We start from the raw sequence: 26,920 nt of genomic DNA, 5'->3' as shown, positions 1-26,920 counted from the left end.
GTGCAATGCCTCAGCCGCGCGCCCGAGTCACTTCGCGCCCGGACTCGGCCTTCCGGCGGCTCTTTGGACGGACGTTCACCAGAATGAGCCCCGCGACCACCAGCGGGAATCCGGTCCACCCCTCCGGCCGGAACGTTTCCCCGAGAACCAGGACTGCCAGGACGGTGGCCACCACCGGTTCGAGCACGGTGTAGAGGGTCGCCGTCGAGGCTTTCATACGTCCCAGTCCGAAGGCGAACAGCGTATGGCCCAAGGCGGTAGGAATCACCGCCAAGTAGAGCAGGATGGGCCATACCGGTGCCGCGAAGGTGCTCTCTCCGGTGAAACCCAGGAGGGTGAGCATGGGAAGTGCCGCGAGGCCTTGAATGGCAGCGACCACCGTCCGGTGTTCCATTCCGTGGGGACGGGATGGGCAAGGTTGGATCAACCGACCGATGGCGAAGGCGTAGAGGGCGTACGTCAGTCCAGCCACGAGGCCGGCGGTCAGGCCGGGAAGCAGGTCTGCACCAGCGCCCGAATCGTGGTCTTCGCGGGCCGCCAGTAGCAGCCCCGCCCCGGAAACCGTTGTGAGCATTGATGCGGCCCACCTGCGCGTGACCGGCCTGCCGTCCACCAACCACTCGAAGATGCCGGCGAACAGGGGTCCGGAGCCGATGGCAATGATGGTCCCCAGAGCGGCGCCGGTGAGGGAAACGGAGACATAGAACAAGGGCATGTAAAACATCAGGCCTAGGGAGCCCAAGAGCAAGTACTTGGTCGCGCCGGGGGTTTTGAAGGATTTCACGACCGATGAGAAGGAAATCAGTCCGAGAATCAAACCCCCGACGCCGACGCTTGCGGCCCCCACGGCGACAGGATTCTCCTGCGGGATGAGGGCGGAGGCCACGCCCGTGGTGCCCCAGAGTATCGCGGTGATGATGACGGCGGGAGCACCCCACCGGCCAGTCCGTTCCTGGTGGGGAGGGGAAGGAACCGCCACTGGACCGCGGCGCAGACCGCCGCAGCTCCAGTGGCCCGGCTGGTTCTCAGCCAACCTTCTGCCGTTCGGCCAGGGCGAGCCGTCGCGGGCTGGCGGGATTGAGGAGTGAGTTCTTGCGTCCGTAGAACCAGTAGAGGATGAGACCGATGACAAGCCAGCCGCCGAAGCGGACCCAGGTGTCCCAGTGGAGCTGGAGCATCAGGAAACCGGAGGCGAGCAACCCGAAGATCGGGACGATGGGCATGAAGGGAATGCGGAAGGTCCGGGGCGTGTCCGGGCGGGTCTTGCGCAGGACGATGACGGCGGCGCAGACCACGACGAAGGCAGCGAGGATGCCGATGTTGGTGAGGTCGGCGACCAGGCGGATCGGGAATACCCCAGCCAGCAGTGCAGAGGCGACGCCGGCAATCCAGGTCACCCGCAGCGGCACACCGCGCTTGCGATCTGTCTTGGCGAACCAGGCCGGAAGGAGGCCGTCGCGGCTCATGGAGAACCAGACGCGAGTGACGCCGAGCATGAAGGTCAGCATGACGGTGAGGATGGAGACGACGGCGAAGGCCGAAATGATCGTTGCGATCGTCGGCATGCCCACGGAATCGAACGCCGAGGCGAAGGCACTTTGCGGGTTGATTTCGGTGTACTTCTGCATGCCGGTGAGCACGAGTGTCGCCAGGACATAGAGGGCCATGGCGATGGCCAGCGACAGCAGGATTGCCTTGGGCATGTGCTTCTTGCCATCGACTGCTTCTTCGGCGGCGGTGCTCATGGCGTCGTAGCCGAATACGGCAAAAAAGACCGTGGCTGCGCCTGCCATGGCGGGCTCGAAACCGTTGGGCATGAAGGGGACGAAGTTTTCGGTATGAATATGGAAGATGCCTATGCCGATGATTGCCAGGACCACCAGGATCTTTAGTCCGACAGCCACCAGTTCGAAGCGTCCGAAGCTCTTGGAGCCTCGGCTCAGGATCCAGGTGACCAGCAAACAGGTCAGGATGGCAGGAAGGTTGATGATGCCGTCCGGGGTCTCCGGCGTATGGGCATACGCGAGGGCGGCCGGCAGCTCGATGCCTATGCCGCCAAGGAACGCGGAGAAGTAGCCCGAGATCCCGATTGCCACCACGGAAACGATGGCCGTGTATTCGAGCAGGAGGTCCCATCCGATGAACCAGCCGACGATTTCGCCGAGGGCAACATAACCATATGTATACGCAGAACCGGCGCGGGGAATCATCCCGGCGAACTCCGCATAGGACAGTGCGGCAGCGGCGCTGGCTAGGCCTGCGATCAGGAACGAAACAACGACGGCGGGACCTACAGCGGGGTTGACGGCGTCACCTCGGGCGACGACGCCGGCGAGGGTGAAGATGCCGACGCCGATGATGCCCCCGACGCCGATAGCGGTCAGTTGCCACAGGCCGAGGGACTTCATCAGGCCTGAACCGTTGCCGCCTTCCTCGCCGACATCGTCTATGGGTTTGCGGCTGAGCACGGAATGGCGCGCGGGACTGGACATAAAGCTCCTGAAGTAGTGGTTGGCCGTACCTAGGCACTTCTGCGGGCACTAGGGATGGCGGTGCGTGGGTAACATGGATTGTGGTCCACGTCTCGTATGATTGTCAACAATATGAGTATCGACTCTAGCCGCAGAGGAAGCAACGAAGTACGATTGTTGACAATCAACGTCCGATCCGATGACAGAGGAATCCATGAAAAATCGTGAAGGGCTGCAGCCCATCACCCAAGAGTCAACCCCGACTCTGATAGCAGCCCAGCTCAGAGCACATATCAGCGATGGTTCCCTGGCCTCGGGCTCCCAGCTCGTGGAGATGGACATCGCAGGCGCACTGGGCGTAAGCCGCGGACCCGTGCGGGAGGCCATCCAACGGTTGACCCAGGAAGGACTGCTGGTCAGCATCCGAAACAGGGGCGTCTTCGTGGCCGAAATCAGCGATGCGGATATCCGCGACATCTACGAGGCCCGCACCGCCGTCGAGAAAGCCGCCGCCGGACTTCTTGTCGACGCCGGCCCTCTGGCAGCTGGCCAGGCGCTGCTGTCCAAGGTCCAGGACATGGAGGCGGCCCGGGCCCGCAACGATTCCGAAGCCATGTCAGAGGCCGATATTGCCTTCCACGAAAAGCTGGTAGCCATGGCCTCAAGTCCCCGGCTGTCACGAATGCACGGCACGCTGCTGACTGAGACCCGGATGTGCCTGAACCGCTTGGAGGGACGCTATCAGGACGAATCCGTCCGCGTTGCCGAGCACCGCCAGATCGCCGAATCCCTCCGCGACGGTGACCGCGAGTTGCTCATGCAGAGACTGGACGCCCACAAGGATGACGCCCTGGCACGGTTGCTGACCGAGAAGCCCGCCGTTGCAGACACTCTGAGTGCCTAGGGCCAAGGACTTGACCAACCGTGTTCGATGATCTCCAACGAAGGGTCAACGAATTCGCCCGCCACGTGGGACTACCGGTTTCCCTGACCACCGCCGATCTGGATTCCATCGTCTTTTCGCCCCATTCCGGGCTCATCATCGACGCCGTGCGCTCCGAGTCGCTCCTGAGCCGGGGCACGGAAGAATGGGTGGTCCGGTGGTTTCGGCAAGCAGGAGTCGGCAGCTCCCTTTCGCCGACCTTTGTACCGGGCATACCGGAGAAGGCTGCAATGTCCCGGTGGGTGCTCCCGGTCCACTCCGGCGGGCTTATCCTCGGCTACCTCTGCATTCTGGACCCCGACGCGAAATGCGACGCCGAAATGCTCGAAGCCTTGACCGTCCAGGCGATGGACATCGGTCGCATCATGCTGGATTCGGAGGAATCCGCCCGGCTGGCCAAGGACCGCCTGCGCCGGGCCCTGACCAGTCATGGACGCGAGCAGGCTGACGCTGTGAACGAGCTATGGGAGCAGCTCGGCACTCGGGTCCACGAGTGGGTGATCGCCGTCGGCACCACTGTCGCCCCGTTCCCCGAAGAACCCGCCAAGCGAATCTCGGCTGCCACGCCGAGGGGCAGCAGGGCCACGGATTTGCTCACCGTCGAGTACAAGTTCGAAGACCACCACGCCTTCTTGCTGGCCGCGGATTCCGACATGGACCCCAATGTTCTCGCCGACCACACCCCCTGCTGCCCGGTGCTGGTGATCGGTGCCGGGGCGCCGGTTCAGGATCCACATCAACTCCCCCGCTCCTACCAGCAGGCATTGGGCTCCCTCCGCACAGCCGTGGCAGACTCCCCTACCCCCGGCGGCATTGTCCGCTGGTCACAGCTGGGTCCCATCAAGGTCATGGCCCTCCAGCAGCCGGATATACTAGCCGACTCCGTCCTTGAGAGCATCGCCGCGTTGCGCTCCGAAACCGAACTCCTGGAAACCGTCGACCACTACCTCGACCACGGCCGCAAACCCGACCTCGTGGCCGATTTCCTGCACATTCATCGGGGAACGCTGTACTACCGGCTCCGCAAGTTCGAGGACGCCACCGGGCTGAACCTCGAATCGGGAAAGGACCGCCTGACCATTCAGCTATCCCTCGAAGCGCTGAAGCTCCTCCGGGCTCCAAAATGGCATCACGCCCAGTAGGCCTGCCCGCTCCGTCACACTCACCGTTGTTACCCCCTGAACGGCCGTTGAATGTGCGGTCGAGAACACTGACCTTCCGTCCATAGTTCCCACGTGACCCCGGTCATAGGCTTAAGTCAACAATCCGACAAAAGCCTTGAAAGATACCGACATGTCATCTTCACTCATCCTGGCCAACACCACTGTCATTGCCGCCGACGGAACCGAGCCGGTCCACAACGCCTTCATCCGCGTGGATGGCCCAAGGATCTCCCGCGTTTCCCGGGCGGCCATCCCGAGTACCGGCGCCAACGTCATCGACTGCACCGGGATGACGGTTATCCCGGGCCTCATCGACTGCCACACGCACATCTCCGCCGGCGACTACCTGAACAAGGTCCACCTCCTGCCCACAGCCGTGAACGCGGCCCGCGGATTCCGGGCATTGAGTGAATGCCTCGACTACGGCATCACCACCATCCGTGATGCCGGATTCACGGACTACGGCTTCAAACAAGCCGTTCAGGAAGGAAGCGCTGAAGGACCCAGAATGCACCTGGCCATCGCGCCGCTCAGCCAGACCGGCGGCCACAGCGACTTCCGTACCCGCGAAGAAGACGACTACCGCCGTGCCGATGGCATCTACCATCCCGGCATGGTGGCCGACGGCCCCGACGCCTGCCGCCGAGCCGCCCGCGAAATCCTCCGCCGGGGCGCCGACCAGATCAAGATCATGGCCAGCGGCGGCTGTACTTCCCCCACGGACAGCGTGGACCACACCCAGTTCACGGCCGAGGAAATGGGTGCCATCGTCTACGAAGCACGTGCCCAGGACAAATACGTCATGGCCCATGCCTACACTCCCCCGTCTATCCTCGCCTGCGTCGCCGCCGGCATCCGCAGCATTGAACACGGCAACGGTGTTGACGAAGAAGCTGCCGACGCCATGCGGGAGTCCGGCGTCTTCGCCGTACCAACGATCGCCACCTACGAACTGCTCCTTCGCGACGGACTGGCGGGCGGCATGCCGGAAGACCAAGTCACCATGGTGAAGAAAGTGCTCGGCACCGCCTACGAGGCACTTGAAATCCTTCGAGACCGCGGCGTCAAGATCGCCTCCGGTTCAGATGTCCTAGGGCCCCATCAGGGCTACAAAACTTACGAACTGGAACTCAAGGCCAGGGTATTGGGGCCGCTCGGCGCCCTGGAAGCGGCAACCCGGACCAACGCCGAACTCATCGGCATGGACCAGGATCTCGGCACCATCACGGAAGGAAAAATTGCCGATCTTGTGGTTCTCTCCAGCGACCCCCTCTCCGACATCACCACCTTGCAGGACAAGGACACTTTCCAACTGGTAATGAGCGAGGGCCGCATCCTCCGCGACCGCCGCAACGCCTGACGTCACTCCCCCAACGACAAGGAATACTCCAATGCAAACCCAAAGCAGCACCTCGATCTCGCCCCCGGACGCACGGGAACAATCGCAGGCCAAAAAGGCGTACGTCGCCGCCGGTATCGGCTGGGGACTGGACGGCCTGACCTGGACCATTTACGGCTTCGCGCTCACCGCCGTCGGGCCGGTCCTGGGATTCACCTCCGCCACCGCCGGCTGGATCACGGCCATCAGCATCGTCGCGTCCGCCGTTGGCGGTGCGTTCGGCGGGGTCTTGGCAGACAGGTTCGGCAGGGTCCGGACACTGACCTGGGTCATCCTGGGCTACTGCCTCTTCACTGGCCTCACCGCAACATCCCAGGACGTCACGCAGTTCGCTGTCTGGCGCGTCCTCGAAGGCCTGGCCTTCGGCGCTGAATGGGCCGTGGGCGCCGCACTCGTCTCCGAATACGCACCCGCACACAAGCGGGGTCGTATTCTCTCCGCCATCCACAGCTGCTACGCCGTCGGCTGGGCGCTCTCCACGGCGATCTACCTCTGGGTCTTCTCCGTCGCCGACCCAGCTGTCGGCTGGCGCTACCTGTTCTTCATCGGCGTCATCCCGGCCATCGTGGCTTTCTGGATCCGCCGCACCGTCAAGGACAAAGTCCAAGTCACCAAAAAGCCGAAGGGAACCAAGCTGCCTCTGACCTTGCTGTTCAGCCGTTCCCAGATCCGCACCACCATTCTGGCCACCATTCTGGGCATGGGCGTTCAGGGCATCTACTACTCCGTCTTCGTTTTCCTCCCCTCGTTCCTTAAGGCAGAACGCGGAATGAGCGTGGTGGGCACTGCCACGTACACGTGGGTGGTCATCGCCGGGTCCTTCCTCGGCTACCTGATTTCCGGCCATATCCACGACCGGTTCGGACGGCGTCCAACCTTCGCCTTCTTCTTCCTGGCCTCCATCGCCTCAATCGTCCTGTTCGTCCTGACACCGGCCGCCCAGCCCATGATCGCCCTGCCGATCTGCTTCCTGCTCGGCTTCTTTGCCTCCGGTCAGGCCGGCGGTTTGGGCGCTTACCTGGCCGAACTCTTCCCCACGGAGATGCGCGCCACCGGCCAAGGCTTTGCCTACAACGTTGGCCGCGGCGTGGCCGCCTTCGGACCTCTCTCCATCGGTTTGTTCTCGGCGTCCATCGGCCTGGGCAACTCCATCATGGCCGTCGGAGCCACTGGCGCCACACTGGCGCTCATCGCAGTCTGGGCCCTGCCCGAAACCCGGAACAAGAACATCCTCGCCGAAAACTAGGAGAGACTTTTCGTTTGATTGTTGACAATCTTCAATCCGGGGATCAGTATTAACTCAGGCGGTCAGCGCCAACACGCTGACCCGGCAGAACCATCCGTCCACGGGTGGAAAAGCCCCCGCCCCACCCGGGGCCAACAACCACAAACCAAAGGGGAAGCACATGTTCGAAGAATTCGACGCCCTTAGCTTCGACTGCTACGGCACACTGATCGACTGGGAGGCCGGCATCGCCGCGGTTCTCGGACCGTGGGGACGGGCTGCACGCCCGGAGCTCACAGACGAAGACCTCCTGCTCGCCTACGCGGACGAAGAGGCCCGCATTGAGAAGGAAACCCCGACGGCCCTGTACCCGCAGGTCCTGGCCGAAGCGTTCCGGGCATCCGGCAAGAAGCTCGGCATCCCGGTCTCCGATGCTGACGCTGAGAAGCTGGGATCCTCCGTTCCGGAATGGCCCGCATTTGACGACTCCGTCGAGGCACTCCGCAAACTAAAGTCCCGCTTCAAACTGATCATCCTGTCCAATATCGACAAGAAGAGCTTCGAAGGCAGCAACGCCAGGCTCGGCGTCGAATTCGACCGCATCATCACCGCGGAAGAAGTCGGCAGCTACAAGCCCGCCGACAAGAACTTCAACGCCCTGAAGGGCTACGTCGACAACGAAGGCCTCAACGTCCTCCACGTCGCACAGAGCCTGTTCCATGACCATGTGCCCGGCCGCAGGGCCGGACTGAAGGGCGTCTGGATCAACCGCCGCCACAACCGTCCGGGCTGGGGTGCAACCCCCGATCCCGGCTCCGAGATCACCCCGGACTGGACCTTCACGTCCATGGCAGAATTCGCCAACGCGGCCGTCCCCCAGACAGTCACCTCAAACTAGGCTCCGCCCAACCCGATCCGCGGCCAGCACGCTGAGAACCCCTAGCGGCGGTATCCAGCGTGCTGGCCGCACCCCTATCCCACGATTGGTACATCCGATGACTTCCCTCAGCCCCATCCTCAAACAAGCCACTCCCGTGGTGGTTGACCACGCCCTCGGGTCCTGGATCTATGCCACCGACGGCCGCGAGTACCTGGACTTCACCACCGGAATCGGTGTGACCAGCACCGGACACTGCCACCCGAAGGTGGTGGCCGCAGCCCGCGAGCAGGTCGGCAAGATCATCCACGCCCAATACACCACTGTGATGCACAAGCCGCTGCTGGAATTGACCGAGAAGCTCGGCGAGGTCCTGCCGACCGGCCTGGACTCGGTTTTCTACGCCAACTCCGGCTCGGAAGCCGTCGAGGCCGCGATCCGCCTCGCCCGCATGGCCACAGGACGGCCGAACATCGTCGTCTTCCAAGGCGGCTTCCACGGCCGCACGGTGGCCGCCGCGTCACTGACCACCGCCGGCACCAAGTTCTCCGCCGGGTACGCACCACTGATGGCAGGGGTCCATATGACTGCCTTCCCCTACGGCTACCGTTATGGCTGGGACGAAGCCACCGCCGTCGAGTTCGCTTTGAAGGAGCTGGACTACCTGCTCAAGACCCGCACCGCCCCCAACGACACCGCGGCGTTCCTGATCGAACCTGCCCTGGGCGACGGCGGCTACATTCCAACCCCGCCGGCGTTCATGGAGGGACTGCGTGAACGCGCGGACCTGCACGGCATCAAGCTCATTTTCGACGAAGTTCAGGCAGGCGTTGGCCGCACCGGCAAGTTCTGGGGCCACCAGCACTCCACCGCGACGCCGGACATCATTATCACCGCCAAGGGCATCGCCTCGGGGTTCCCCATTTCCGCGATTGCTGCCTCCACCGAGACCATGTCCAAGGCATGGCCCGGCTCCCAGGGTGGCACCTACGGCGGCAACGCTGTATCGGCGGCCGCAGGCGTGGCGACCCTGGGCGTCGTCGAAGAAGGAGGCCTGGTGGAGAACTCCCGCGTCCGCGGCCTGCAGCTCCAGGCCGGCCTTAAGGCGATCCAGGGCCGTTTCCCCGTGATTGGAAATGTACGCGGCCTGGGCCTGATGCAAGGCATCGAGTTCACCGCAGCCGATGGATCCCCTGACGCCACGACAGCAGCTGCCGTTCAGCAGGCCACCACCGAGCAGGACCTGCTGACCCTGACCTGCGGACCAGAAGGAAACGTCGTCCGCCTCATTCCTGCCCTCGTGGTGACCGAAAGCGAAATCGAAGCCGGTCTGCAGCGCTTCGAAACCGCCGTCGGCGCTGTTGTGGGCGCAGTACCGGCAACCGCTGGACTCTAGGCACGCCCATGACGCACGATGTTCTCTCCGCTCCGGAGCGCGCTCCGATCCTCGCCAGGCTCGCTGCCGCCGGTGTACCCGTGGATTCCTCAGGTCACCGCCTGGCCGCGTACTCCTTCGACGCGTCCAATTACCGGGTACCCCCGATCGCTGTCGTCTTCCCCCGCACCATAGACGACGTAGTCGCGGTCGTCTCCGCCTGCCGAGAAACGGAAACGCCCCTGATCAGCCGGGGCGGAGGAACCTCGATGGCCGGCAACGCCATCGGCCCGGGCATCGTCCTGGACTTTTCCCGGCACATGAACCGCATCCTCAGCATCGACCCTGCCACTGGAACGGCCGACGTCGAAGCCGGCGTCATCCTCTCCCACTTGACCCGTGCAGCCGAGAAAGCCACCGCCGGCGCGTTGACGTTCGCCCCGGACCCCTCGTCCAAGAACCGCGCCACCATCGGCGGCTCCATCGGCAATGACGCGTGCGGAAACCACTCCGTACGGTACGGGCGTACCTCGGACCACGTCGAGGAGATCGACGTCGTCACTTCCGACGGCGCACGGCTTACCGCCGCGCCCGGCGGCCTGCGCGCCACCGACCCATCCGATGCCTTCTCGGTGGCACGCGCCTACGAACTCGGCGAGGAACTCAAATCCCTCGCCCAGGACAATCTTGCGGCCTTCCGGGTAGAGCTGAGCCGCATCCAGCGCCAGGTCTCCGGCTACCATCTGGCCAATCTGCTACCCGAAAACGGCCTGAACGTGGCACGGGCATTGGTGGGAACCGAAGGTACGTGCGCCGTGGTCGTCCGGGCCCGGATGAAGCTGGTACCCAAAGCACCCAGCGCGCTTCTTGTCTGCCTCGGTTACGCCGACGTCGTGGACGCCGCCAAAGACATCGAAACGATCCTCGAATTCTCACCCGCCGCCGTCGAAGGCATCGACGAAGCGATCGTGGACACCATGCGGGCCAGGCGCGGAGCCGACTCCGTGCTCGGACTCCCGCATGGCAAGGCCTTCCTCTACGTGGACCTCGATGGGGAGAACCCCGAAGATGTCGCCCAAGAGGCCACGCGCCTACTTGAGCGGCTTGCCGGCAATGGCCGCCTTGTTGACGGCCGAGCTGTGCCGGACACCATGGAACGGGCCACTCTCTGGCGTGTCCGTGAAGACGGCGCCGGCCTGTCCTCCCGGCCGGCCAGTGGCGGGGAATCCCTGGCCGGCTGGGAAGACTCCGCAGTGGCACCGCCAAACCTGGCCGCCTACCTCACTGACTTCCGGCGCCTGCTCGATGAATTTGGGCTGACCGGCATCATGTACGGACACTTCGGCGCCGGGTGCATGCACATCCGCATCACTTACGACCTTCGCAGCGACGATGGCCGGACCGTCTTCAGCAAGTTCAGCCAGGCAGCGGCCCGGCTCGTGGTCCGCCACGGCGGCTCGCTCTCCGGCGAACACGGCGACGGCCGCGCCCGCTCAGCCCTGCTTCCTGTCATGTACTCCCCCCAGATGCTCAACGCCTTCGCCTCCTACCGGAAGCTGTGGGACCGTGCAGGAATCCTGAACCCCGGATCCATCACCGACCCCGACCCCATCGAAGACAACCTCGCCCTCGAAGGGATCCCGGACCGGCAGTGGCGAACCCACTTCGAGCTCCGGCCCGTCGAGGCCGCCGCTGCCGGTGCAGACCCCTGGGTCCATGCCGTCCAGTCCTGCATCGGCGTCGGCCGTTGCCGTTCCGACGCCGGCGGGGTCATGTGCCCCAGCTACCGTGCCACCGGAGACGAGAAGGACTCCACCCGCGGACGGTCCCGAGTCCTCCAGGACATGGTCCGCGGAGCCCGCACCATCGACGAAGGCTGGAAGTCCGACGACGTCCGCGAAGCACTGGACCTCTGCCTTGCCTGCAAAGCCTGCTCAAACGATTGCCCGGCCGGCGTGGACATGGCCACCTACAAGTCCGAGTTCTTCTCGCACTACTACGAGGGCAGGCTGCGGCCCTTGTCCCACTTCTCCCTCGGCTGGCTGCCACGTTGGCTCAAGCTGACGACGCTCATCAGCCCGCTGGTCAACCTGGTCCTGGCCAGTCCCCTCGGAAAAGTCGTCGCTGCTGCAGGTGGGTTGACCACACACCGTAAGATGCCGAAGTTCGCCTCCCGGAAGATGCTCCGCGATGCCTTGGCCCCTTACAGCAACCCGTCCACGCCGGCTGACGCCGTACTGTTCGTTGATTCCTTCACCAAGGGTTTCAGGCCCGAAGTGGCCGGGGCAGCGGCCCGGGTCATGGAAAGTACCGGACGTACAGTCGGCTGCGAATCAGACGCCTGCTGCGGCCTGACCTGGATCTCCACCGGGCAACTGGACGCCGCCAAGAAGCTCATGGGCAAAGCTGTCGCGAAGCTCGACGACGGAACCGACGCACCCATCGTCGTCATCGAGCCAAGCTGCGCCGCGGCCTTGAAAAAGGACGCACCCGAACTGCTCGGCACCGAGGCCGCAGAACGCGTATCCCACCGGATCCGCAGCTTCGCCGAGGCTGTAAAGGAATGGGTCGACGGCGGTTGGATGCCGCCGGTGGTACCAACTGGGGTGACGGTGCAAACCCACTGCCACGAATACTCCACCTTCGGAGCGACGGTCCAACGCAAAGCCTTGGCCGCCGTGGGCGTCGCCAACGTCACCGAAGCTAGCGGCTGCTGCGGAGTCGCCGGCAACTTCGGTTTCGAAGCGGACCACTACGACATCTCCATGAAGGTCGCCGAACAAGCCCTGGCGCCAGCCCTGGCACAAACAGGCCCGGATGTTCCTGTCCTGGCCGATGGTTTCAGCTGCGCGATGCAGGTTAAACAACTCGAACCGGACCGCAAGAGCCTGCACCTCGCCGAGCTCCTCGACCCCAAGACAACCCACCACACCGAAGGATAGCCATGCCCACCATCGAGGCCCCTGTGGGGCTGAAGACCGAACTGTTCATCGACGGACGCTGGGAGGACCTCCCCGACCAGCCCCGCATCCAAGTGCACAACCCCGCAACCGGCGAGGTCATCGCCTCGATCCCCGATGCGAGCCCGGAAGACGGACGTCGAGCAGTTGCCGCCGCCAACGCCGCCCAAGCCTCTTTCGCCGCGATGTCCTCCCGAGCCCGGGCCGACATCCTGCTGGGAGCACACAAGCTGCTGCTGGACTCCAAGGAAGAGCTCGCGGCAATCATGACAGCCGAAATGGGCAAGCCGCTCGCTGAGGCCCGGGGCGAGATCGAATACTCGGCCGGTTACCTCCAGTGGTACGCACAGGAAGGCGTTCGGGTCCAGGGATCACACGCCGAGTCCCCCAGCGGGCGGGGACAGATCGTCCTTTCCCGCGAGCCGGTCGGCGTGTCGTTGCTGATCACGCCATGGAACTTCCCCCTGGCCATGGGCGCCCGCAAGATCGCCCCCGCAATCGCTACCGGCTGCGCCGTCGTCGTAAAGCCCGCAGAGAAGACGCCCTTGACCATGTTGTACCTCGCCAGGCTTTTCGAGCAGGCCGGGGCACCGTCGGGGACGATCAATGTTGTCACCACCTCCAGGTCCAGCGCGTTGGTGGCTCCCCTGCTCGGTGAGGGGCTGATACGCCACCTTTCGTTCACCGGTTCCACGTTTGTCGGAAGCAAGCTGCACAGTCAATGTTCTGACCACATGATCCGCACCTCGCTCGAACTCGGCGGCAATGCACCGTTCATCGTCTTCGAGGACGTCGACCTGGACAAGGCCGTCACTGAGATCACAGCGGCCAAGATGCGCAACATGGGCGAGGCCTGCACCGCGGCCAACCGCGTGCTCGTCCACCAAAGCATCGCCGACGAACTCACCGCCAGGCTGACGGACAAGTTTGCCTCGTTGCGCGTCGGCAACGGCCTGGTTGAAGGCACCGAGATCGGGCCCATGATTGATGACGCCAGCGTCGAACGTATTCAGTCCCTCGTGGACGACGCCGTATCCCGAGGTGCCGACACCCGCACCGGCGGGGCTGTTCCATCCGGGGTGGGGTCGTTCTACCCGCCCACCGTGCTCGCGAACGTACCGCGCGACGCCCGGCTCATGCAGGAAGAGATCTTCGGGCCGGTCGCACCGATCATCCCGTTCACCGACGAGGACGACGCCGTTGCCCTGGCGAATGACACCATCTATGGACTCGCCGGCTACCTCATGACCAACGACCTCGCTCGGGCCCACCGCGTGGCACGACGGCTGGAGGTGGGAATGGTCGGCATCAACTCCGGCATCATCTCCGACGTCGCAGCGCCGCTGGGCGGCGTAAAGGCGTCCGGAATCGGTCGTGAGGGCGGCGTTCTGGGCATCGACGAATTCCTCGAGTACAAGTACACCTTCATCCCCCACCAGTAACATCCCCTCCCGCATCGAACACCGCGGACCGTATTGGTTGCGGACCGTATTGGTTGCACAAGGCACTGTGTTCAACCGGTACGGTCCGCACCTCTGAGAAAGGAAACCGTGACAGCCACCACCGGAATCACTTTCCTTTCCGCGCCACCAGGGAAACTGCTCATGAGGGTTGTTGACCGTGAAAAATCTGACAGATACATTGGCGCTTTCCGCGACATGGTCGACTCCCTTTGCCTGCCCGGTCTCATGAGTGTCCATTCACTGAAGAACGGATTCCACGTCAGCTACGACGTCCGGATCATCGAGGCGGGCGATCTTCGCGACGTACTGGCCGCCGTAGATGTTGCTGTGCGCTTCGCCCATGGCAATCACTCTCCCCGCACGCATCGCCTTTCAGTGGCATTTCGGGGTCCCGCCAGTATCGATCTGTCCGTGGCCAGCCTGATGCTCGGCACAACGGAGTCCGGCCTGGTTCGTCGGCTCTGCCGAACTACTCACCTCGTGGCTGGACTCGCACCAGGCGCGTCCGCGGCGCCGCTCATCCAGATGACCCTCAGCGGCGAAATCCCCCCGGGCGTCCAGATGTGCCGGCCCCGACGAGCGGTAACGCCTGGAACACTGCTGCTGTCCGACGCCGGAGTCACCGTAGCTTCGCAGAGCTGCTTCAGCAACGAATTGCAGATCGGGCGCCTGACGCCACCCCAAAGCCCGTCACCGGGGCGGCTCCACGTCGGAGACTTCGTCAGATTTCAGCAAAATACCCGCCCTGTGGGGTCCCCCTGACTCCCCCGGCATTAATCGCAAGAAAAGTCGAGAACGCGGGCCGGGCGAACTATATATTGAAGGAGTGTTCCGTCCCGTCCAGGCAGTGACAACCAATATGCACAGGCAAAGCGTGCTCCCGGTGCTGATCCACTGCGAGGAACATCTCGATGAACCGCTGAACCTCGCAGATCTTGCCGCCATAGCTGGATTTTCTCCGTATCACTTCCATCGTGTGTTCCAGCACGTCACCGGCGAAGCGCCCAAAGAGTATCTGCGCCGTCTGCGTCTTGAGCGCGCCGTTCACCGCCTGAAAGTCAGTCCGGACAATCTGATCCACATCGCTGTGGAGGCAGGCTACACAACACACGAAACATTCACGCGTGCATTCACACGCACTTTCGGGATGAGGCCGTCCGAGTTCCGGGCTGTGCTGCAGGAATACCGCGACTGCGTGGACGAGACCATGGGCAGCCGCACGATGGCGGGCTTCACAGGTGAGACACCGCTGACCTTGCGCTTCGATCTGGACAAGGCGCCTGTGACGGTGGAGAGGACGCCGCCCCGGCACCTGATCTTCGTTCGCCACCTGGGGTATGAGAATCTGCTGACGGGCAGGGACTCCTTTCTGGAGCTCTGGGATGAGGTTCTGGCATACGCCGACACGCACCGGCTTGAATACTCTCCGGAACTGCTCGTCGGCATCACCCACGACGATCCCTACGTGACCGACGAGCACCATATCCGGTTCGACGCGTGCCTTCCCGTCAGCGGGCCGACGAAGGTGAGTCACCCCATCGGCTACCGATACCAACCGCCTGGCTGTGCGTCGCCCGCCGTCATTCTGGCGGGCTCGAAGAGATCGCCAAAACCTTCGCCTACATCGGCGTCGATTGGCTGCTCACTGACGACTACGGCTTGAGCGCAGCTGCCCCTTTTGAGATCTATCACTGCAAGCGGGCCGCCGATGGCCGGCTCCTGCAGGACTCCACGGACGCTTATGTGCCACTCGAATCCATGAAACGAAACCAGGAGGGAAAAAGATGAAAGGCTTCGAATTCAGTGAACACATCGCAACGTCGCCCCAAGAGGTCTTCAAGGTGATCTCAAACCCAACGGAAGCAACGAAATTCCTGGACAACATCAAGGAGAGCAAGAAACTCACCGAAGGGCCCATCGCAGCAGGCAGCACCTTCAGGGAGACCCGCATTGTCAGCGGAAAAGAAGCCAGCGCAGACCTGCTCGTCAACGCCTACGAACCGGACACACACGTCAGCATCAGCACGGAGGCTGAAGGCATCAAGGTGGCCTACGACTACCGATTGTCACCAGAAGATGGCGGCACCCGGCTCAAGTGGGTCTGCGAACTGGAATCCAATGGCCTGCGCAAGATGATGCTGCCCATGGTGGCCGCCATCATGAAAAAAGAAGACGGAGACCACTTGCAGAAGTTGAAGGCCTATCTCGAGAAGGAATGACCGTGGCCAACAGTCCCGGGGCTTTCAGTTACGCGACGGAACGTGGATCAGACCGGCGGTCCCGGAATTGGCTGAGGACAGAACGTTGGCGGTCTCAATGATCAAATCCTGCATCGCCTGGGCGGCACGAGTCAGCGGCACGTCATTTCGGTGTGCCAGGCTGATCGAACGGGTAAACCGGGGGGTGTTGAGCCTCACTGAACGCAGGCCGGGCCTGTCCACCATCACCATGGCAGGAACAACGGCCACGCCGAGACCGCGTTCAACACAGCGCAGTACAGCGTCCATCTCAGCGCCCTCAAGGACAATGTTGGGGACCAGACCTGCCGCCCGAAAAGCCTGCGTGGTGGTTGCCCGCAGTTCATAGTTTTCCTGGAACGTGATCTGCGGCAGCTTGGCCAGTTCCGTGAGCGTGAGGACTTCGACGCCCTTCAGAACGTCATTCCCGATCGATGCGATAACCACTAGTTCCTCGCTCAGGATGGGAAGCATCCTCAGACTCGCGGTGGGTGTTGGGGCATCTTCAGAGGTAGTGACCAGTGCCAGGTCAAGGGTGCCGTTGACCAGTTCATCCAGCAGGCCGAGTGAGCCACGCTCGGACAGATGCAGCTCTATGGCCGGGTAGGTGTCATGAAATGAGGTCAGAACTTCGGCAACCAGGCTGATACACAGGGTTGGCGTGGCACCAAGGCGTACACGCCCTCGCCTCAGCCCCGCCAACTCCTGCATTTCAAAACGGACAGTATCGGCATCTGCCAGCATCCGGGTGGCCAACGGCAGCAGTGCCTCCCCCGCAGCGGTCAGTGTGACGTTGCCCCTGACCCGATGAAAAAGTGCCGTTCCGAGATCGGACTCGAGGGTTGAAATTTGCCGGCTCAGTGAAGGCTGGGCCAGGTGCAAATGCGCAGCAGCCCGCGTGAAGTGGCCCATCTGGTGGACTGTCACGAAGCTTCGTAGCTGTTCAAGGTTCATGTTCATAGCATAATCGCATCAAGATTAGCCAAATAATGCATTGGACTGATCGACTTCGCGGTTCCTAGCATGGATTTATGAACTCAACGAAACCCCTTGAAAAGCAGATCTCCACCACCGTATTGGTTATTGGAACCGGCGGATCGGGCCTTCGGGCGTCCATCGAGCTGGCCGAGATGGGTGTCGACGTGCTCGCCGTCGGAAAGCGCCAGCGCACAGATGCGCACACCTCGTTGGCCGCCGGTGGCATCAACGCGGCATTGGGGACCATGGATGAGGAAGACAGCTGGCAGCAACACGCGGCGGATACGATCAAGGAAAGCTACTACCTGGCCAACCCGCACACGGTGGAGATCGTTGCGCGCGGAGCCGCCCAGGGCATCCAAGACCTGGAACGCTACGGCATGGACTTCGCCCGCGAAAACGATGGACGCATTTCCCAGCGATTCTTCGGTGCGCACACCTTCCGTCGCACGGCATTTGCCGGCGACTACACCGGTCTGGAGATTCAACGGAGCCTGGTTGCACGCGCCCGGCAGCTGGACATCCCTATCCTCGACGAGGTGTACATCACCCGTCTCCTGGTGAAGGACAACCAAGTTTTCGGAGCATATGGTTTCGACCTCAACAACGGCACCCGCTACCTCATCCATGCCGATGCGGTGGTACTGGCAGCGGGAGGCCACAACCGCATCTGGCGCCGTACATCCTCGCGCCGTGACGAGAACACGGGAGACTCGTTCCGCCTGGCGGTCAATGCTGGCGCAAGGCTGCGCGACGCCGAACTCGTACAGTTCCATCCGTCCGGCATCATCGAGCCCGAGAACGCTGCAGGCACGCTCATTTCAGAAGCCGCTCGCGGTGAGGGCGGCTTCCTGCGCAATGGCCTGGGCGAACGTTTCATGGAGCGTTACGATCCGGTACGAAAAGAGCTATCAACGCGCGACCGTGTTGCCCTGGCCGCCTACACAGAGATCAAGGAAGGCCGCGGTACGCCAAACGGCGGGGTTTGGCTCGACGTATCCCACCTCCCGCGCCACACCATCATGGAGCGCCTGCCGCGCGTCTACCAGACCATGATGGAGGTGCAGATGCTCGACATCACAACGAGCCCTATCGAAATTGCCCCCACTGCCCATTACTCGATGGGCGGGATCTGGGTGCGCCCGGAAGATCACAGTACCGACGTGGAAGGACTGTACGCGATCGGTGAGGCATCCAGCGGGCTGCACGGCGCGAACCGGCTGGGAGGCAATTCCCTGATCGAACTGCTGGTGTTCGGCCGGATCGTTGCCAAGGCGGCCGCCCAATACTCGGCGTCGCTCACCGCCCAGCCTCGTTCGTTCGAAGCGGTGGCGAATGCGCGGGCGGAGGTCACCGATCTGCTCGCCGCGGACGGAAGCGAGAACGTTCGGACGCTGCAGCGCTCCATCCGCGACATGATGACCGAACACGCCGGAGTTGTCAGGGACGAAGACGGCCTCAACGCCGGCCTGGAGAAGCTCAAAACCATCGAAGAGCGCATGAACAACATCGGCGTCCACCCGGACCTTGCCGGCTACCAGGACCTTGCCCATGCGTTCGACCTCAAAGCCTCAGCGTTGGCCGCCCGCGCGACCCTCGAATCGGCCATCGAGCGCCGCGAAACCCGCGGTTGCCACAACCGAAGCGACTACCCCGAAATCGACCCCTCACTTCAGGTCAACCTCGTATGGTCGCCGACCACCGGCGTCGTTCACGAACAGATACCCGCTATCCCCGGGGAAATCGCCGCGCTGATCACGGAAGTGTCATCCGTCGGCAAACTCGTAGAGTAAGCCGGACCGGGACCAGGGCGGCCGGGTAGGGCTGCCAGGCCGCGGCCGGAGGCCTTCCCAGGACATCCGAGAAGGCCTCCGGCCACGAGACTTCCGTCAGTGGAGGTGTCAGACCAGCACTTCGCCGTCGCGGGCGACGACTCGGCCTGCGGAGATCACCAGGCTCCGCCGGGGACAACGCACGAGCGCGTCGGGGACGTTCTCGGCGTCGACAAGCACAACGTCGGCGCGCGCACCGGCCACGACGTCGTGTTCCTCCCGCCCAACGAACGGTGCACCGTACTTCGTCGCGTACTCGACCGCTGTGGTGAGCTTGTCATCGTGGCGGAACCCGTGCAGCCGCGCAAAGGCGAATGCCACGCGCAGCAGGTCCCCGTCGCCGAAGGGCGACCACAGGTCGCGGACGCCGTCAGTGCCGAGGCCCAGCGGGACACCACGCTCACGCAGCCGTTGCCAGGGCAGCGGCGCCGTGCCGCTCATCGCGACGGTGCTCCACGAGATGCCCGCTTCGGCAAGGCCCTCGATGATCTCCTCCTGCACGCCCTGCGGCAGCGAGCCCAAGGCGAAACCATGCGAAATGTTCACCCTGCCGTGAAGACCGGCGTCGATTGTTCGGCGGATCACCTGACGGTACTCGTACGCGCCGAGCGAGCCGAAGTCATGCAGGTGCAGATCAAGGCCGACGTTTCGTTCCACGGCGATCTGGAAGAGCCCGTCCAGCTGCCCTTCGACGTCGCCGTCGATCGTGCCCGGGTCGAGCCCGCCAATGCTGTTGGCCCCGGCCTGGGCGGCCTCGTCGAGCAGCCGCAATACGCCGGGCCTGCGCAAGACGCCGTCTTGCGGGAAGGCCACCGTCTCAACCTGGATCGCCCCGTCCAGCTCGGCGACCGCGATTTGAACCGATTCGAGGCCCTTCAGCCCGATTCCGACATCGACGTCGATGTGCGTGCGGGTCGCCGTGGTGCCGTGACGGATGAACTCGCGCAGCACTGCTGCGGCCGAATTCACGTTCGGGATGTCGTAGTTCCCGCGCTCGGCGCGCTCGTTGGCGATCCAGCCCTCCACGGTCGGCTGCTCGGAATACGTGTAGGAAACCCAAGGCTTGCCCCACCAGCTTTTGTCGACGTGGGCATGTGTGTTGATGAACCCGGGTACGGCTATCAATCCGCCACCGTCGAGGTCACCGGGCTCGGACACACCCAATGCAGGTGCCACCCCAGTGATGACCCCGCCGCTGATGGTGATGTCCGCGGCATCGCCGCCCCACGGGCGCACGTTCCTCAGGATGAATGTCTTGTCAGTCATGGTGTTCCTTCTTTCTTCTGAGAGTCAGTGCACGCGGCGGAGGAAGGCGGCGGTTCGCTCGTGCCGCGGGTTATCGAGCACTTCGCGTGCCGGACCGTCCTCCAGCACGCGGCCCTGGTCCATGAAGACCACCCGGTCAGCGACCTCGCGGGCGAAGCCGATCTCGTGCGTCACGACGATCATCGTCATGCCCTCCTCGGCCACCTGCCGCATGGTCTGCAGAACCTCGCCGACCAGCTCGGGGTCCAGCGCACTGGTCGGTTCGTCGAACATCATGAGCCGAGGCTCCATGGCGAGCGCCCTGGCGATGGCCACCCGCTGCTGCTGCCCGCCCGAGAGCTGGCTCGGGTACGAGTCGTCCTTGTCGGCCAGGCCGACCTTCGCCAGGAGCTGCCGTGCGTGGGCGACAGCCTCCTTGCGCGGGCGGCCCAGGATCCGGGCCGGGCCGTAGGTGACGTTATCGAGGGCTGTCATGTGACCGAACAGGTTGAAGTGCTGGAACACCATGCCGATGTGCTGGCGGGCCTTGGCCACACGGCGTTCGCTTTGTTCGAAGAGCTGCCCGCCGTGCAGATGGTAGCCGACACGCTCCCCGTTCACCTCGATCACGCCGCCGTCAACGGGGTCGAGGTGGTTGATGCACCGCAGCAACGTGCTCTTGCCAGAGCCCGAAGGCCCAAGGATGCAGACGATCTCACCGGTTCTCACCTCGATGTCCACGCCGCGGAGCACATGGTTGTGCCCAAGCCACTTGTGCACGCCGTCGATGCGCAGCATGGTGTCGGTCGCAATTCCTGCGGGAGCTACTTGCGCCACAGCGCACCTCCAATGATGGTCCGAATGGTGGTGGTCATCGCCGTGTTCTTGGACGCACGCCGTGACCCGGGCTGCGAGGCGTTGAAGCGACGTTCCAGGAAATGCTGGCCGGTGCCGGCAATCGTCACCAGGATCAGGTACCAGAGCACGCCGACGATCAGCAGGGGAAGGATCTTGAAGTTCTGCCCGTAAATGAGCTGCACCCGGGTCAGCAGGTCGCTGCCGCCGATCACGGACACGAGCGAGGTTGCCTTCAGCATGCCGATGAACTGGTTGCCGGTGGGCGGGATGATGACCCGTATCGATTGGGGCAACACGATGCGGGCAAGGGCCTGGTTCCGGGTGAGGCCGATGCTCACGCCCGCGTCGGTTTGGCCTGTCGGCACCGAGATGATGCCGCCCCGGATGATCTCGGCCATATAGCCTGACTCGGCGAGCGAGAGGGCGATGAGGCCTGCGGTGAAGCCCGAGATGAGGGCGTTCGTATCCTGCCCGAGGATCACGGGGAAGAGCACCGCCAGGTTGAACCAGAGGAGGACCTGAACGAGCATCGGGACGCCGCGGAAGAACCAGACGTAGGCGCGTCCGATAACGCTCACCACCCTGTTGTTGCTCTGGATCATGAGCGCGATGACGAAGGCGAGCACGATTGAGATGAGCATGGCGAAGATCGCCAGCTGGATCGTTACGCCTACGCCTTGGAGCACCACCGGGTTGAACATGTACTCCCAGGTAACGTTCCACTCCATGTTGGGGTTCTGGGCCTGGGACTGAATGAAGAGGACGAGCAGGGCGATCGCGGCGCATCCGGTGACGATCTGGCCGTACTGGGGTCGCCGCTTCGCCCGGATCGGCGCCTCCTGCACGGGCGGCTCGTCGCCAGGCGTGCGCACATAATGCGCCGGTTTGTTGGTGGTCGGGAGTGGTGCGCGGGTGATGTCGGACATGATCACTTCTTCGCCAAGTTGACGCCCGGGGCGTCGAGATCGATGACCTCGACATGCCACTTCTTCAGGACCTCGTTGTAGGTGCCGTCGTCGTGGATCGCCTGGAGGGCGGTGAGGAAAGCGTCGCGGAGCTCGGTCTGCGCTTTGTTGAACGTCATGCCAAGGTAGACCTTCTCCTCGAAGTCGACGGGGAGCGACTCGAGCTTGTCACCGGTCTCACGCTGGATGACCGAGACCGCCATGTCGGGCCAGAAGATGGCGTCGATGCGGCCAGAGGTGAGCGCCAGGTTCTTGTCACTTGAATTCGGGAAAGAGATGAGCTCGGTGGCGGGCTTGCCCTTCGCAGTGCACGCCGCGGCCATCATGTCCACGAGGCGTTGGGCGTCGGAGCCCTTGACGTCGCCGATCTTGACGCCGCAGCCGCCGTCGACGGCGCTCGTGATGCCCTTGGGGTTTCCCTTCTGCACCATGAAGACTGTGCCGGCCCACTGGTAGTCGATGAAGTCGACCTGCTCCTGCCGCTTCTTGCGGTCGGTCATGCCGGCGATCGCGGCGTCGAACTTTCCGCTCTGCATGCCGATCAGGATCTGATCGAATGGCACTTTCTCCCACTTGACCGGGATGCCGAGCTGCTTCGCCATCGATTCCATAAGATCGACGTTGTAGCCCTGGATGCCGGTCTCGCCGGCCGGGGTGAAGTTGGCCGGCTCGAAGTCGGGCTGCGTAGCGACGGTTAGTACCCCCTTGTCCCTGATCTTCTGCGGCAGCAGGTCGAAGAGCGGCGCCTTTTCGTCGAGGGCGGCGGGCTTCACCGATTCCCCGGCGGCGGTGGCCGTGGAGCCGGAGACGCCGCAGCCTGTAATGGCGACCACGGCGATGGCGCCTGCCACGATGATGGCCGCAGCGCGGCGTGCGAAGGTGGTGCGGTAGAACGACATTGTTCTTGCCTTTCGGGCTGGGTTCCGCAGGATGCGGAACTGGTTGGGGGGAAGAAGCGAGCGGGGTCCCGCTCGCCAGGGCAGGGTCACCCCGTTCGCAGGGGGTTCCCGTGGCGCGCGATGACCTTGCCTCGTTTCAGCACAAGCCGCCGCGGCATCCGGGCTGCGACTGCCTCGCCGATGCTCGCGGCATCGATGAGGAAGAGATCGGCGGGTGCACCGGGTTCGATCCGGGCCGGCTCGCGCCCGAGGGCGACCGCCCCGCCACTCACCGCCACGTCGAATGCGGCGGCGATTTGTTCGTCTGTGCGAAAACCGCTCCGATATGCGAGGTGGAAGGTGCGGTCGAGCATGTCGCCGTTTCCGTACGGTCCCCAGTGGTCTCGCACGCCGTCATTGCCAGCGCCGATGTTGACACCGCGCCCTCGCAGCTCGGCAATCGGCAGCACAGGTGTGTTGTAGACCGTTGCTGTCAGCAGGGAGATCCGCGCCTCCGCGAGGCCCTGGGAGATCCGCTCGGACTGGACGTGGTCAACCTCCACGATGGCCACGCCGTGCGAAATTGCGACGCGGCCCTCAAGGCCATGCCGGAGCACTCGCTCGATGATCAGCTCCATGGTGTGCGCGCCGAGAGTTCCGCGTTCGTGCAGGTGTATGTCGAGCCTGGCGCCGTAAGTACTGGCGAGCCCGAAGATCAGATCGAGATGACGCACAGAGTCGCGTTCCAGGGCGGCGGGGTCGATGCCTCCGAGGCATCCAACCAGCCCTTGCTGAAGGGCCGACTCGAGCAGCTCGGCCGTGCCGGGGCGCGTCAGCAGCCCGCCCTGGGGAAAGGCAACCTGTTCGACGTCGATCACCTCAGCCAGCTCTTCGGCGACGCTTGCGACGAGCTTGAGACCGCGAAGCCCGATCTCAGGATCGACGTCGGTGTGCGTGCGGGCGAGGGTGGTCCCGGTGGCAGCCATCTCCTCGAGTAGCGAATACATACCGTCGCGGCTCGGCAGGCCGTGCTCCGCGCGACCTCGCTCGCCGGTGGCGATGCGGTCCTCAAGCGCAGGCCCTGCCGAATGAGGGACCCAGCCGCGGCCCCAGAGCGTCTTGTCGATGTGGCAATGGGCGTCGACCATTCCCGGCAGGGCGAGCGCACCGGCACCGTCCTCCCGCACCGCCGCCGCAGCGTCAATGACGCCGGTTGGCTTGATTTGTTCGATGCGGCCGTCCTGGACCAGCAGGTCAACCGGCAGCGAGTGATCTGCCAGCCTCACCCGCTCGATAAGCGTGTCCTGCATCCTTACCTCCCACTCTTGTGACGATCGTCACGGTTGCTCAATAGTCACACTGTAGGCACTCTTGGTATCCCAGATCAATACCTGAATCGAAATAGGTCTAACATTTCCCCACCAATGCGCGTCAAACCCAGGGAATTTTTCCTCGATGGAGCTACTTGGCATACCAAATAAGACTCGTGATTGAAGGGTGGACGTGTCGCTTGACGCCTAATGCGGCCGGTCGCCGCCGTGCTTCCAGGCCTCGACAAGGGTTTCGCCAAGCACTGGTGGTATACCAGCGAGTCTCCTGCATGCGATGCGGACTCGGGTTTCCCACTCCACGAGTGGGTATGTGTCGCCATTGATTGACGGTCACTTCCAGTTTGGTATACCGTCAGGCCGATCAGCGACGATTTCCAAGGAACAAGACCCGGAGGTACCCGTGACACTCATTCTGACCGCATCAGCCTTAGAAGAGCTGGCCAGCATGGCCCAAACCATCTCAGCGGTAGAAAGCGGATTCGCCGATGTCGCAAGGGGCACCGCGCAACAGCCAGCACCGATGTCCCTTCACCTGCCGTCTTCGGACGCACGGTACTTGCTCATGTCCGGGCTGGCCGACACACAGCAGCTCGCAGCAGTGAAGCTATTGTCGGATATTCCCGCAAACCGCGAAGCCGGACTTCCCACTCAGCGTTCAAGCATCCTCCTGGCGGACCAGCGCACCGGGGAGACGCTCGCCCTTCTCGACGGCCGGGTTCCTACGCGCGTTCGGACGGCTGCGGCAAGCGCTGTGGCGAGCAAGTACCTGGCCCGGTCCGACAGTTCAACGCTTGGCCTCATAGGCGCCGGCGCCTTGGCGGTCGCCCATGTCGAGGCGCTGCTGCACGTTTTACCCATCACGAAGGTTGTTGTCTGGTCCCGCACCAACGCCACCGTCAAAGCCTTTGAAACCAGCATCCAGCATCACGCCGTAGAGGTCGTGGCAGCGTCCAGTGTCCAGGAAACGGTGGAAGCAGCTGATGTCCTCTGCACGTTGACACCATCCGTGGAGCCCGTGGTCCATGGCGAATGGTTCCGTCCGGGGCTCCACATCAATGCGGTCGGGGCTCGCCCCCGGCCAACCCACCGCGAAATAGATTCTTTCGGGATGGGCCGCTCCAAGGTGTTCGTCGACAGCACGGAGACCGCAGTTCAGAAATCCGGTGACCTCATGCTGGCCGTGTCCGAAGGCGCTATGTCGCTCGACGACGTTCGGGGTGAACTCGGCGCGGTTATTTACGGGCAGTTGGCGGGGCGTGATAACGACAACGACATTACCCTCTTCAATTCAGTGGGCATCGGCATGCAGGATCTGGCCATAGGCCGTCTGTTGTATGACGCCGCCCTCAGGAATGGCCTCGGAACGGACATCGATATGTCCCGCTGATGCAGAGGATCAGCAAGTCCGGATCACCAGCCAGCAGTTCCTGGACCACCCTTGAACGGACCGACGATCTGCCGGGTGATCCAGCCGCCGTAGAAGTTCCCTTCCTGGAAAGCCACTTGCTCGCCGTTGACCTGGCAGGACTCCATACGATCCGGGTACAGTGCCACTCGGTCGCTGAGGGCCTCAAAACCCGGACGGGGTTCCGGATAAGTCCAGCCCGCGCGTGGGGCGCTGACTCCACCGGCCACGACGTCGAAATAGTCAGCCCTTCCCTTGAATTCGCAAAAAGTGGAACCCTCGGCCACGACAAGTACACCGGCCGGGAACGCATCCAATGGCACGTAGTACACAGGCGGATGGCTGGTTTCCAGCACTCGCACGGCATTGGTGGTGTCGACTATGACTTGACCGCCAAGCTGTACGACAATCCGATCATTCCGGGACTCGACCCGCGGAGGCCGTGGGTAGTCCCACACGGATTCCTGACCGGGACGGGGCTTGACGGGACGCGGGCGCTTACCGCCGCCGAGAAAGCCGTGAGTGAGTGGCATGAGTCCATGGTGCCACCTTTGGCTGCGATGGCAGGCTCGCCCGAGCAGGCACGACGACGGGCGACTCTATCAGCTGAAATCCGGCCGCCGGGACCTGCCGGAATTAGCCTTCGCACTCGGTGCAGTACGCATGACCGTCACTTTCCCGGGCCAACTGGGACCTGTGCCGGACCAGAAAACAGGAGTAGCAGGTGAACTCGTCCGCAGCCTGGGGGATGACTTGGACGATGAGCTCTTCAGAAACGATCTCACCGCCCGGTGTGAGCCCTTCGTCCAGGGCGTCGGCCTCGTCAAGTTCGGTGACAACACTGCGCGCATTTGGGGCGTTCTCGGATTTCAAGGCCTCCAGAGAGCGGTCCTGGGATTCCTTGACGTCGGAGCGGACTTCATCGTAATCGGTTGCCACTGGAGATTCTCATTTCTGATGTTCTGGTCTGCTGGTCGCTGCTAACGTCACTGCAACGCACAGAACCATACTCTTGTTCCTTGTGTGCAGTCTGGCCATCTATCGGGGCCAGCGGATATCTCAGGCTTCTTACCGGCGCCCGAGTGAAATCCCGTGAATTGGCGAAGCCCCGGTCAAATAGCGGTTGACCGAAGCTTCGATCGCATTATGCCCACCCAAAGCTTGACGCCAGCTGGGAGACCAAGAAGGACAACTTCTACACACCGAATTCTGACTGCGCAGGAGTCTTGAGGTTTTCCTGAGGAACTGTTGCGGGTTTGCATGATTTGTTCTTGATTCTGGCCCGGCAGAGTAGTCCTCATCAGCCAGACAGGCT

General features: G+C 63.3%; 23 protein-coding genes. 13 read left to right on the top strand and 10 right to left on the bottom strand.

The window, feature by feature from the left end; genetic code table 11:
* Positions 1 to 10: 10 nt before the first annotated feature.
* Together ACFRJ9_RS12355 and ACFRJ9_RS12350 are read right to left on the bottom strand one after the other, a co-directional pair.
* Positions 11 to 1,033: a DMT family transporter gene (locus ACFRJ9_RS12355; RefSeq protein WP_377668133.1), complete on the bottom strand. Its 1,023-nt coding sequence runs from the start codon at positions 1,031 to 1,033 to the stop codon at positions 11 to 13.
* Positions 1,026 to 2,492, bottom strand: a complete 1,467-nt coding sequence (locus tag ACFRJ9_RS12350; RefSeq protein WP_377668130.1) for an amino acid permease — start codon at positions 2,490 to 2,492, stop codon at positions 1,026 to 1,028. Before ACFRJ9_RS12350 ends, ACFRJ9_RS12355 begins: the two co-directional genes overlap by 8 nt.
* Positions 2,493 to 2,685: 193 nt before the next feature.
* Between ACFRJ9_RS12350 and ACFRJ9_RS12345 the strand changes: the two genes are divergently transcribed.
* From ACFRJ9_RS12345 to ACFRJ9_RS12295, 11 genes are all read left to right on the top strand, one after another.
* The gene (locus ACFRJ9_RS12345; protein ID WP_377668127.1) at positions 2,686 to 3,375 is read left to right on the top strand and encodes a GntR family transcriptional regulator; all 690 of its coding nucleotides are present in this window, start codon (positions 2,686 to 2,688) and stop codon (positions 3,373 to 3,375) included.
* 20 nt (positions 3,376 to 3,395) lie between these two features.
* A complete protein-coding gene (locus tag ACFRJ9_RS12340; protein ID WP_377668124.1) occupies positions 3,396 to 4,556 on the top strand; it encodes a PucR family transcriptional regulator in 1,161 nt (386 codons plus the stop codon).
* A gap of 151 nt (positions 4,557 to 4,707) precedes the next feature.
* Entirely contained in the window at positions 4,708 to 5,937 is a 1,230-nt protein-coding gene (locus ACFRJ9_RS12335) for an amidohydrolase family protein (protein ID WP_377668122.1), read from the top strand.
* Between the two features lie 31 nt (positions 5,938 to 5,968).
* Complete coding sequence (locus tag ACFRJ9_RS12330; protein WP_377668119.1) at positions 5,969 to 7,222, top strand: MFS transporter; 1,254 nt, start codon at positions 5,969 to 5,971, stop codon at positions 7,220 to 7,222.
* Between the two features lie 160 nt (positions 7,223 to 7,382).
* On the top strand, positions 7,383 to 8,099 hold the full coding sequence (locus ACFRJ9_RS12325; protein WP_377668116.1) for a haloacid dehalogenase type II: 717 nt from the start codon (positions 7,383 to 7,385) through the stop codon (positions 8,097 to 8,099).
* A 97-nt stretch (positions 8,100 to 8,196) separates the two neighbouring features.
* Complete coding sequence (locus ACFRJ9_RS12320) at positions 8,197 to 9,474, top strand: aspartate aminotransferase family protein (protein ID WP_377668113.1); 1,278 nt, start codon at positions 8,197 to 8,199, stop codon at positions 9,472 to 9,474.
* Positions 9,475 to 9,482: 8 nt separating this feature from the next.
* A complete protein-coding gene (locus tag ACFRJ9_RS12315; RefSeq protein WP_377668110.1) occupies positions 9,483 to 12,395 on the top strand; it encodes an FAD-binding and (Fe-S)-binding domain-containing protein in 2,913 nt (970 codons plus the stop codon).
* 2 nt (positions 12,396 to 12,397) lie between these two features.
* The gene (locus tag ACFRJ9_RS12310) at positions 12,398 to 13,855 is read left to right on the top strand and encodes an NAD-dependent succinate-semialdehyde dehydrogenase (protein ID WP_377668107.1); all 1,458 of its coding nucleotides are present in this window, start codon (positions 12,398 to 12,400) and stop codon (positions 13,853 to 13,855) included.
* Between the two features lie 108 nt (positions 13,856 to 13,963).
* Positions 13,964 to 14,638: a carboxyltransferase domain-containing protein gene (locus tag ACFRJ9_RS12305; RefSeq protein ID WP_377668104.1), complete on the top strand. Its 675-nt coding sequence runs from the start codon at positions 13,964 to 13,966 to the stop codon at positions 14,636 to 14,638.
* A 64-nt stretch (positions 14,639 to 14,702) separates the two neighbouring features.
* Entirely contained in the window at positions 14,703 to 15,539 is an 837-nt protein-coding gene (locus ACFRJ9_RS12300) for a helix-turn-helix domain-containing protein (protein ID WP_377668101.1), read from the top strand.
* 121 nt (positions 15,540 to 15,660) lie between these two features.
* A complete protein-coding gene (locus ACFRJ9_RS12295) occupies positions 15,661 to 16,095 on the top strand; it encodes an SRPBCC family protein (protein WP_377668098.1) in 435 nt (144 codons plus the stop codon).
* 24 nt (positions 16,096 to 16,119) lie between these two features.
* Here ACFRJ9_RS12295 and ACFRJ9_RS12290 read toward each other — a convergent pair whose 3' ends face one another.
* Positions 16,120 to 17,073: a LysR family transcriptional regulator gene (locus ACFRJ9_RS12290; RefSeq protein WP_377668095.1), complete on the bottom strand. Its 954-nt coding sequence runs from the start codon at positions 17,071 to 17,073 to the stop codon at positions 16,120 to 16,122.
* A 71-nt stretch (positions 17,074 to 17,144) separates the two neighbouring features.
* On the opposite strand from ACFRJ9_RS12290, the gene ACFRJ9_RS12285 reads away from it, so the two are divergent.
* On the top strand, positions 17,145 to 18,884 hold the full coding sequence (locus tag ACFRJ9_RS12285) for an L-aspartate oxidase (protein WP_377668093.1): 1,740 nt from the start codon (positions 17,145 to 17,147) through the stop codon (positions 18,882 to 18,884).
* A 108-nt stretch (positions 18,885 to 18,992) separates the two neighbouring features.
* Here the strand turns inward: ACFRJ9_RS12285 and ACFRJ9_RS12280 are convergent, their stop codons facing one another.
* The 5 genes from ACFRJ9_RS12280 to ACFRJ9_RS12260 all read right to left on the bottom strand — a co-directional run bounded on the left by ACFRJ9_RS12280 (position 18,993) and on the right by ACFRJ9_RS12260 (position 24,179).
* Positions 18,993 to 20,189, bottom strand: coding sequence for an amidohydrolase family protein (locus ACFRJ9_RS12280; RefSeq protein ID WP_377668090.1), 1,197 nt, complete (start codon positions 20,187 to 20,189; stop codon positions 18,993 to 18,995).
* 24 nt (positions 20,190 to 20,213) lie between these two features.
* A complete protein-coding gene (locus tag ACFRJ9_RS12275) occupies positions 20,214 to 20,966 on the bottom strand; it encodes an amino acid ABC transporter ATP-binding protein (protein WP_377668088.1) in 753 nt (250 codons plus the stop codon).
* Positions 20,967 to 20,992: 26 nt separating this feature from the next.
* Positions 20,993 to 21,952 (bottom strand): amino acid ABC transporter permease, encoded by a 960-nt coding sequence (locus tag ACFRJ9_RS12270; protein WP_377668085.1) that lies wholly within the window; start codon positions 21,950 to 21,952, stop codon positions 20,993 to 20,995.
* 2 nt (positions 21,953 to 21,954) lie between these two features.
* Complete coding sequence (locus tag ACFRJ9_RS12265) at positions 21,955 to 22,890, bottom strand: ABC transporter substrate-binding protein (protein ID WP_377668082.1); 936 nt, start codon at positions 22,888 to 22,890, stop codon at positions 21,955 to 21,957.
* An 86-nt stretch (positions 22,891 to 22,976) separates the two neighbouring features.
* Positions 22,977 to 24,179, bottom strand: coding sequence for an amidohydrolase (locus ACFRJ9_RS12260; protein ID WP_377668079.1), 1,203 nt, complete (start codon positions 24,177 to 24,179; stop codon positions 22,977 to 22,979).
* Between the two features lie 421 nt (positions 24,180 to 24,600).
* Here ACFRJ9_RS12260 and ACFRJ9_RS12255 point away from each other — a divergent pair, with 421 nt between their 5' ends.
* Complete coding sequence (locus ACFRJ9_RS12255; RefSeq protein ID WP_377668076.1) at positions 24,601 to 25,587, top strand: ornithine cyclodeaminase family protein; 987 nt, start codon at positions 24,601 to 24,603, stop codon at positions 25,585 to 25,587.
* A gap of 23 nt (positions 25,588 to 25,610) precedes the next feature.
* Here ACFRJ9_RS12255 and ACFRJ9_RS12250 read toward each other — a convergent pair whose 3' ends face one another.
* Both ACFRJ9_RS12250 and ACFRJ9_RS12245 read right to left on the bottom strand, forming a co-directional pair.
* Positions 25,611 to 26,138 (bottom strand): DUF427 domain-containing protein, encoded by a 528-nt coding sequence (locus tag ACFRJ9_RS12250; protein WP_377668073.1) that lies wholly within the window; start codon positions 26,136 to 26,138, stop codon positions 25,611 to 25,613.
* A 103-nt stretch (positions 26,139 to 26,241) separates the two neighbouring features.
* Positions 26,242 to 26,544, bottom strand: coding sequence for a DUF4193 domain-containing protein (locus ACFRJ9_RS12245; protein WP_377668070.1), 303 nt, complete (start codon positions 26,542 to 26,544; stop codon positions 26,242 to 26,244).
* Between the last annotated feature and the right edge of the window lie 376 nt (positions 26,545 to 26,920).

Origin of the sequence: Paenarthrobacter sp. NPDC056912 (genome assembly GCF_042786555.1) — a bacterium.
Taxonomy (GTDB): Bacteria; Actinomycetota; Actinomycetes; order Actinomycetales; family Micrococcaceae; genus Arthrobacter.
This window is presented reverse-complemented; position numbering and strand designations above follow the sequence as displayed.

Bases quoted from the DNA above. Each gene is read 5' to 3' on its own strand.
- ACFRJ9_RS12270 (WP_377668085.1), bottom strand. From the start codon at position 21,952: ATGTCCGACATCACCCGCGCACCACTCCCGACCACCAACAAACCGGCG.
- ACFRJ9_RS12275 (WP_377668088.1), bottom strand. From the start codon at position 20,966: ATGCTGCGCATCGACGGCGTGCACAAGTGGCTTGGGCACAACCATGTG.
- ACFRJ9_RS12320 (WP_377668113.1), top strand. From the start codon at position 8,197: ATGACTTCCCTCAGCCCCATCCTCAAACAAGCCACTCCCGTGGTGGTT.
- ACFRJ9_RS12350 (WP_377668130.1), bottom strand. From the start codon at position 2,492: ATGTCCAGTCCCGCGCGCCATTCCGTGCTCAGCCGCAAACCCATAGAC.
- ACFRJ9_RS12295 (WP_377668098.1), top strand. From the start codon at position 15,661: ATGAAAGGCTTCGAATTCAGTGAACACATCGCAACGTCGCCCCAAGAG.
- ACFRJ9_RS12310 (WP_377668107.1), top strand. From the start codon at position 12,398: ATGCCCACCATCGAGGCCCCTGTGGGGCTGAAGACCGAACTGTTCATC.
- ACFRJ9_RS12325 (WP_377668116.1), top strand. From the start codon at position 7,383: ATGTTCGAAGAATTCGACGCCCTTAGCTTCGACTGCTACGGCACACTG.
- ACFRJ9_RS12285 (WP_377668093.1), top strand. From the start codon at position 17,145: ATGAACTCAACGAAACCCCTTGAAAAGCAGATCTCCACCACCGTATTG.
- ACFRJ9_RS12315 (WP_377668110.1), top strand. From the start codon at position 9,483: ATGACGCACGATGTTCTCTCCGCTCCGGAGCGCGCTCCGATCCTCGCC.
- ACFRJ9_RS12265 (WP_377668082.1), bottom strand. From the start codon at position 22,890: ATGTCGTTCTACCGCACCACCTTCGCACGCCGCGCTGCGGCCATCATC.
- ACFRJ9_RS12330 (WP_377668119.1), top strand. From the start codon at position 5,969: ATGCAAACCCAAAGCAGCACCTCGATCTCGCCCCCGGACGCACGGGAA.
- ACFRJ9_RS12335 (WP_377668122.1), top strand. From the start codon at position 4,708: ATGTCATCTTCACTCATCCTGGCCAACACCACTGTCATTGCCGCCGAC.
- ACFRJ9_RS12280 (WP_377668090.1), bottom strand. From the start codon at position 20,189: ATGACTGACAAGACATTCATCCTGAGGAACGTGCGCCCGTGGGGCGGC.
- ACFRJ9_RS12345 (WP_377668127.1), top strand. From the start codon at position 2,686: ATGAAAAATCGTGAAGGGCTGCAGCCCATCACCCAAGAGTCAACCCCG.
- ACFRJ9_RS12260 (WP_377668079.1), bottom strand. From the start codon at position 24,179: ATGCAGGACACGCTTATCGAGCGGGTGAGGCTGGCAGATCACTCGCTG.
- ACFRJ9_RS12290 (WP_377668095.1), bottom strand. From the start codon at position 17,073: ATGAACATGAACCTTGAACAGCTACGAAGCTTCGTGACAGTCCACCAG.
- ACFRJ9_RS12250 (WP_377668073.1), bottom strand. From the start codon at position 26,138: ATGCCACTCACTCACGGCTTTCTCGGCGGCGGTAAGCGCCCGCGTCCC.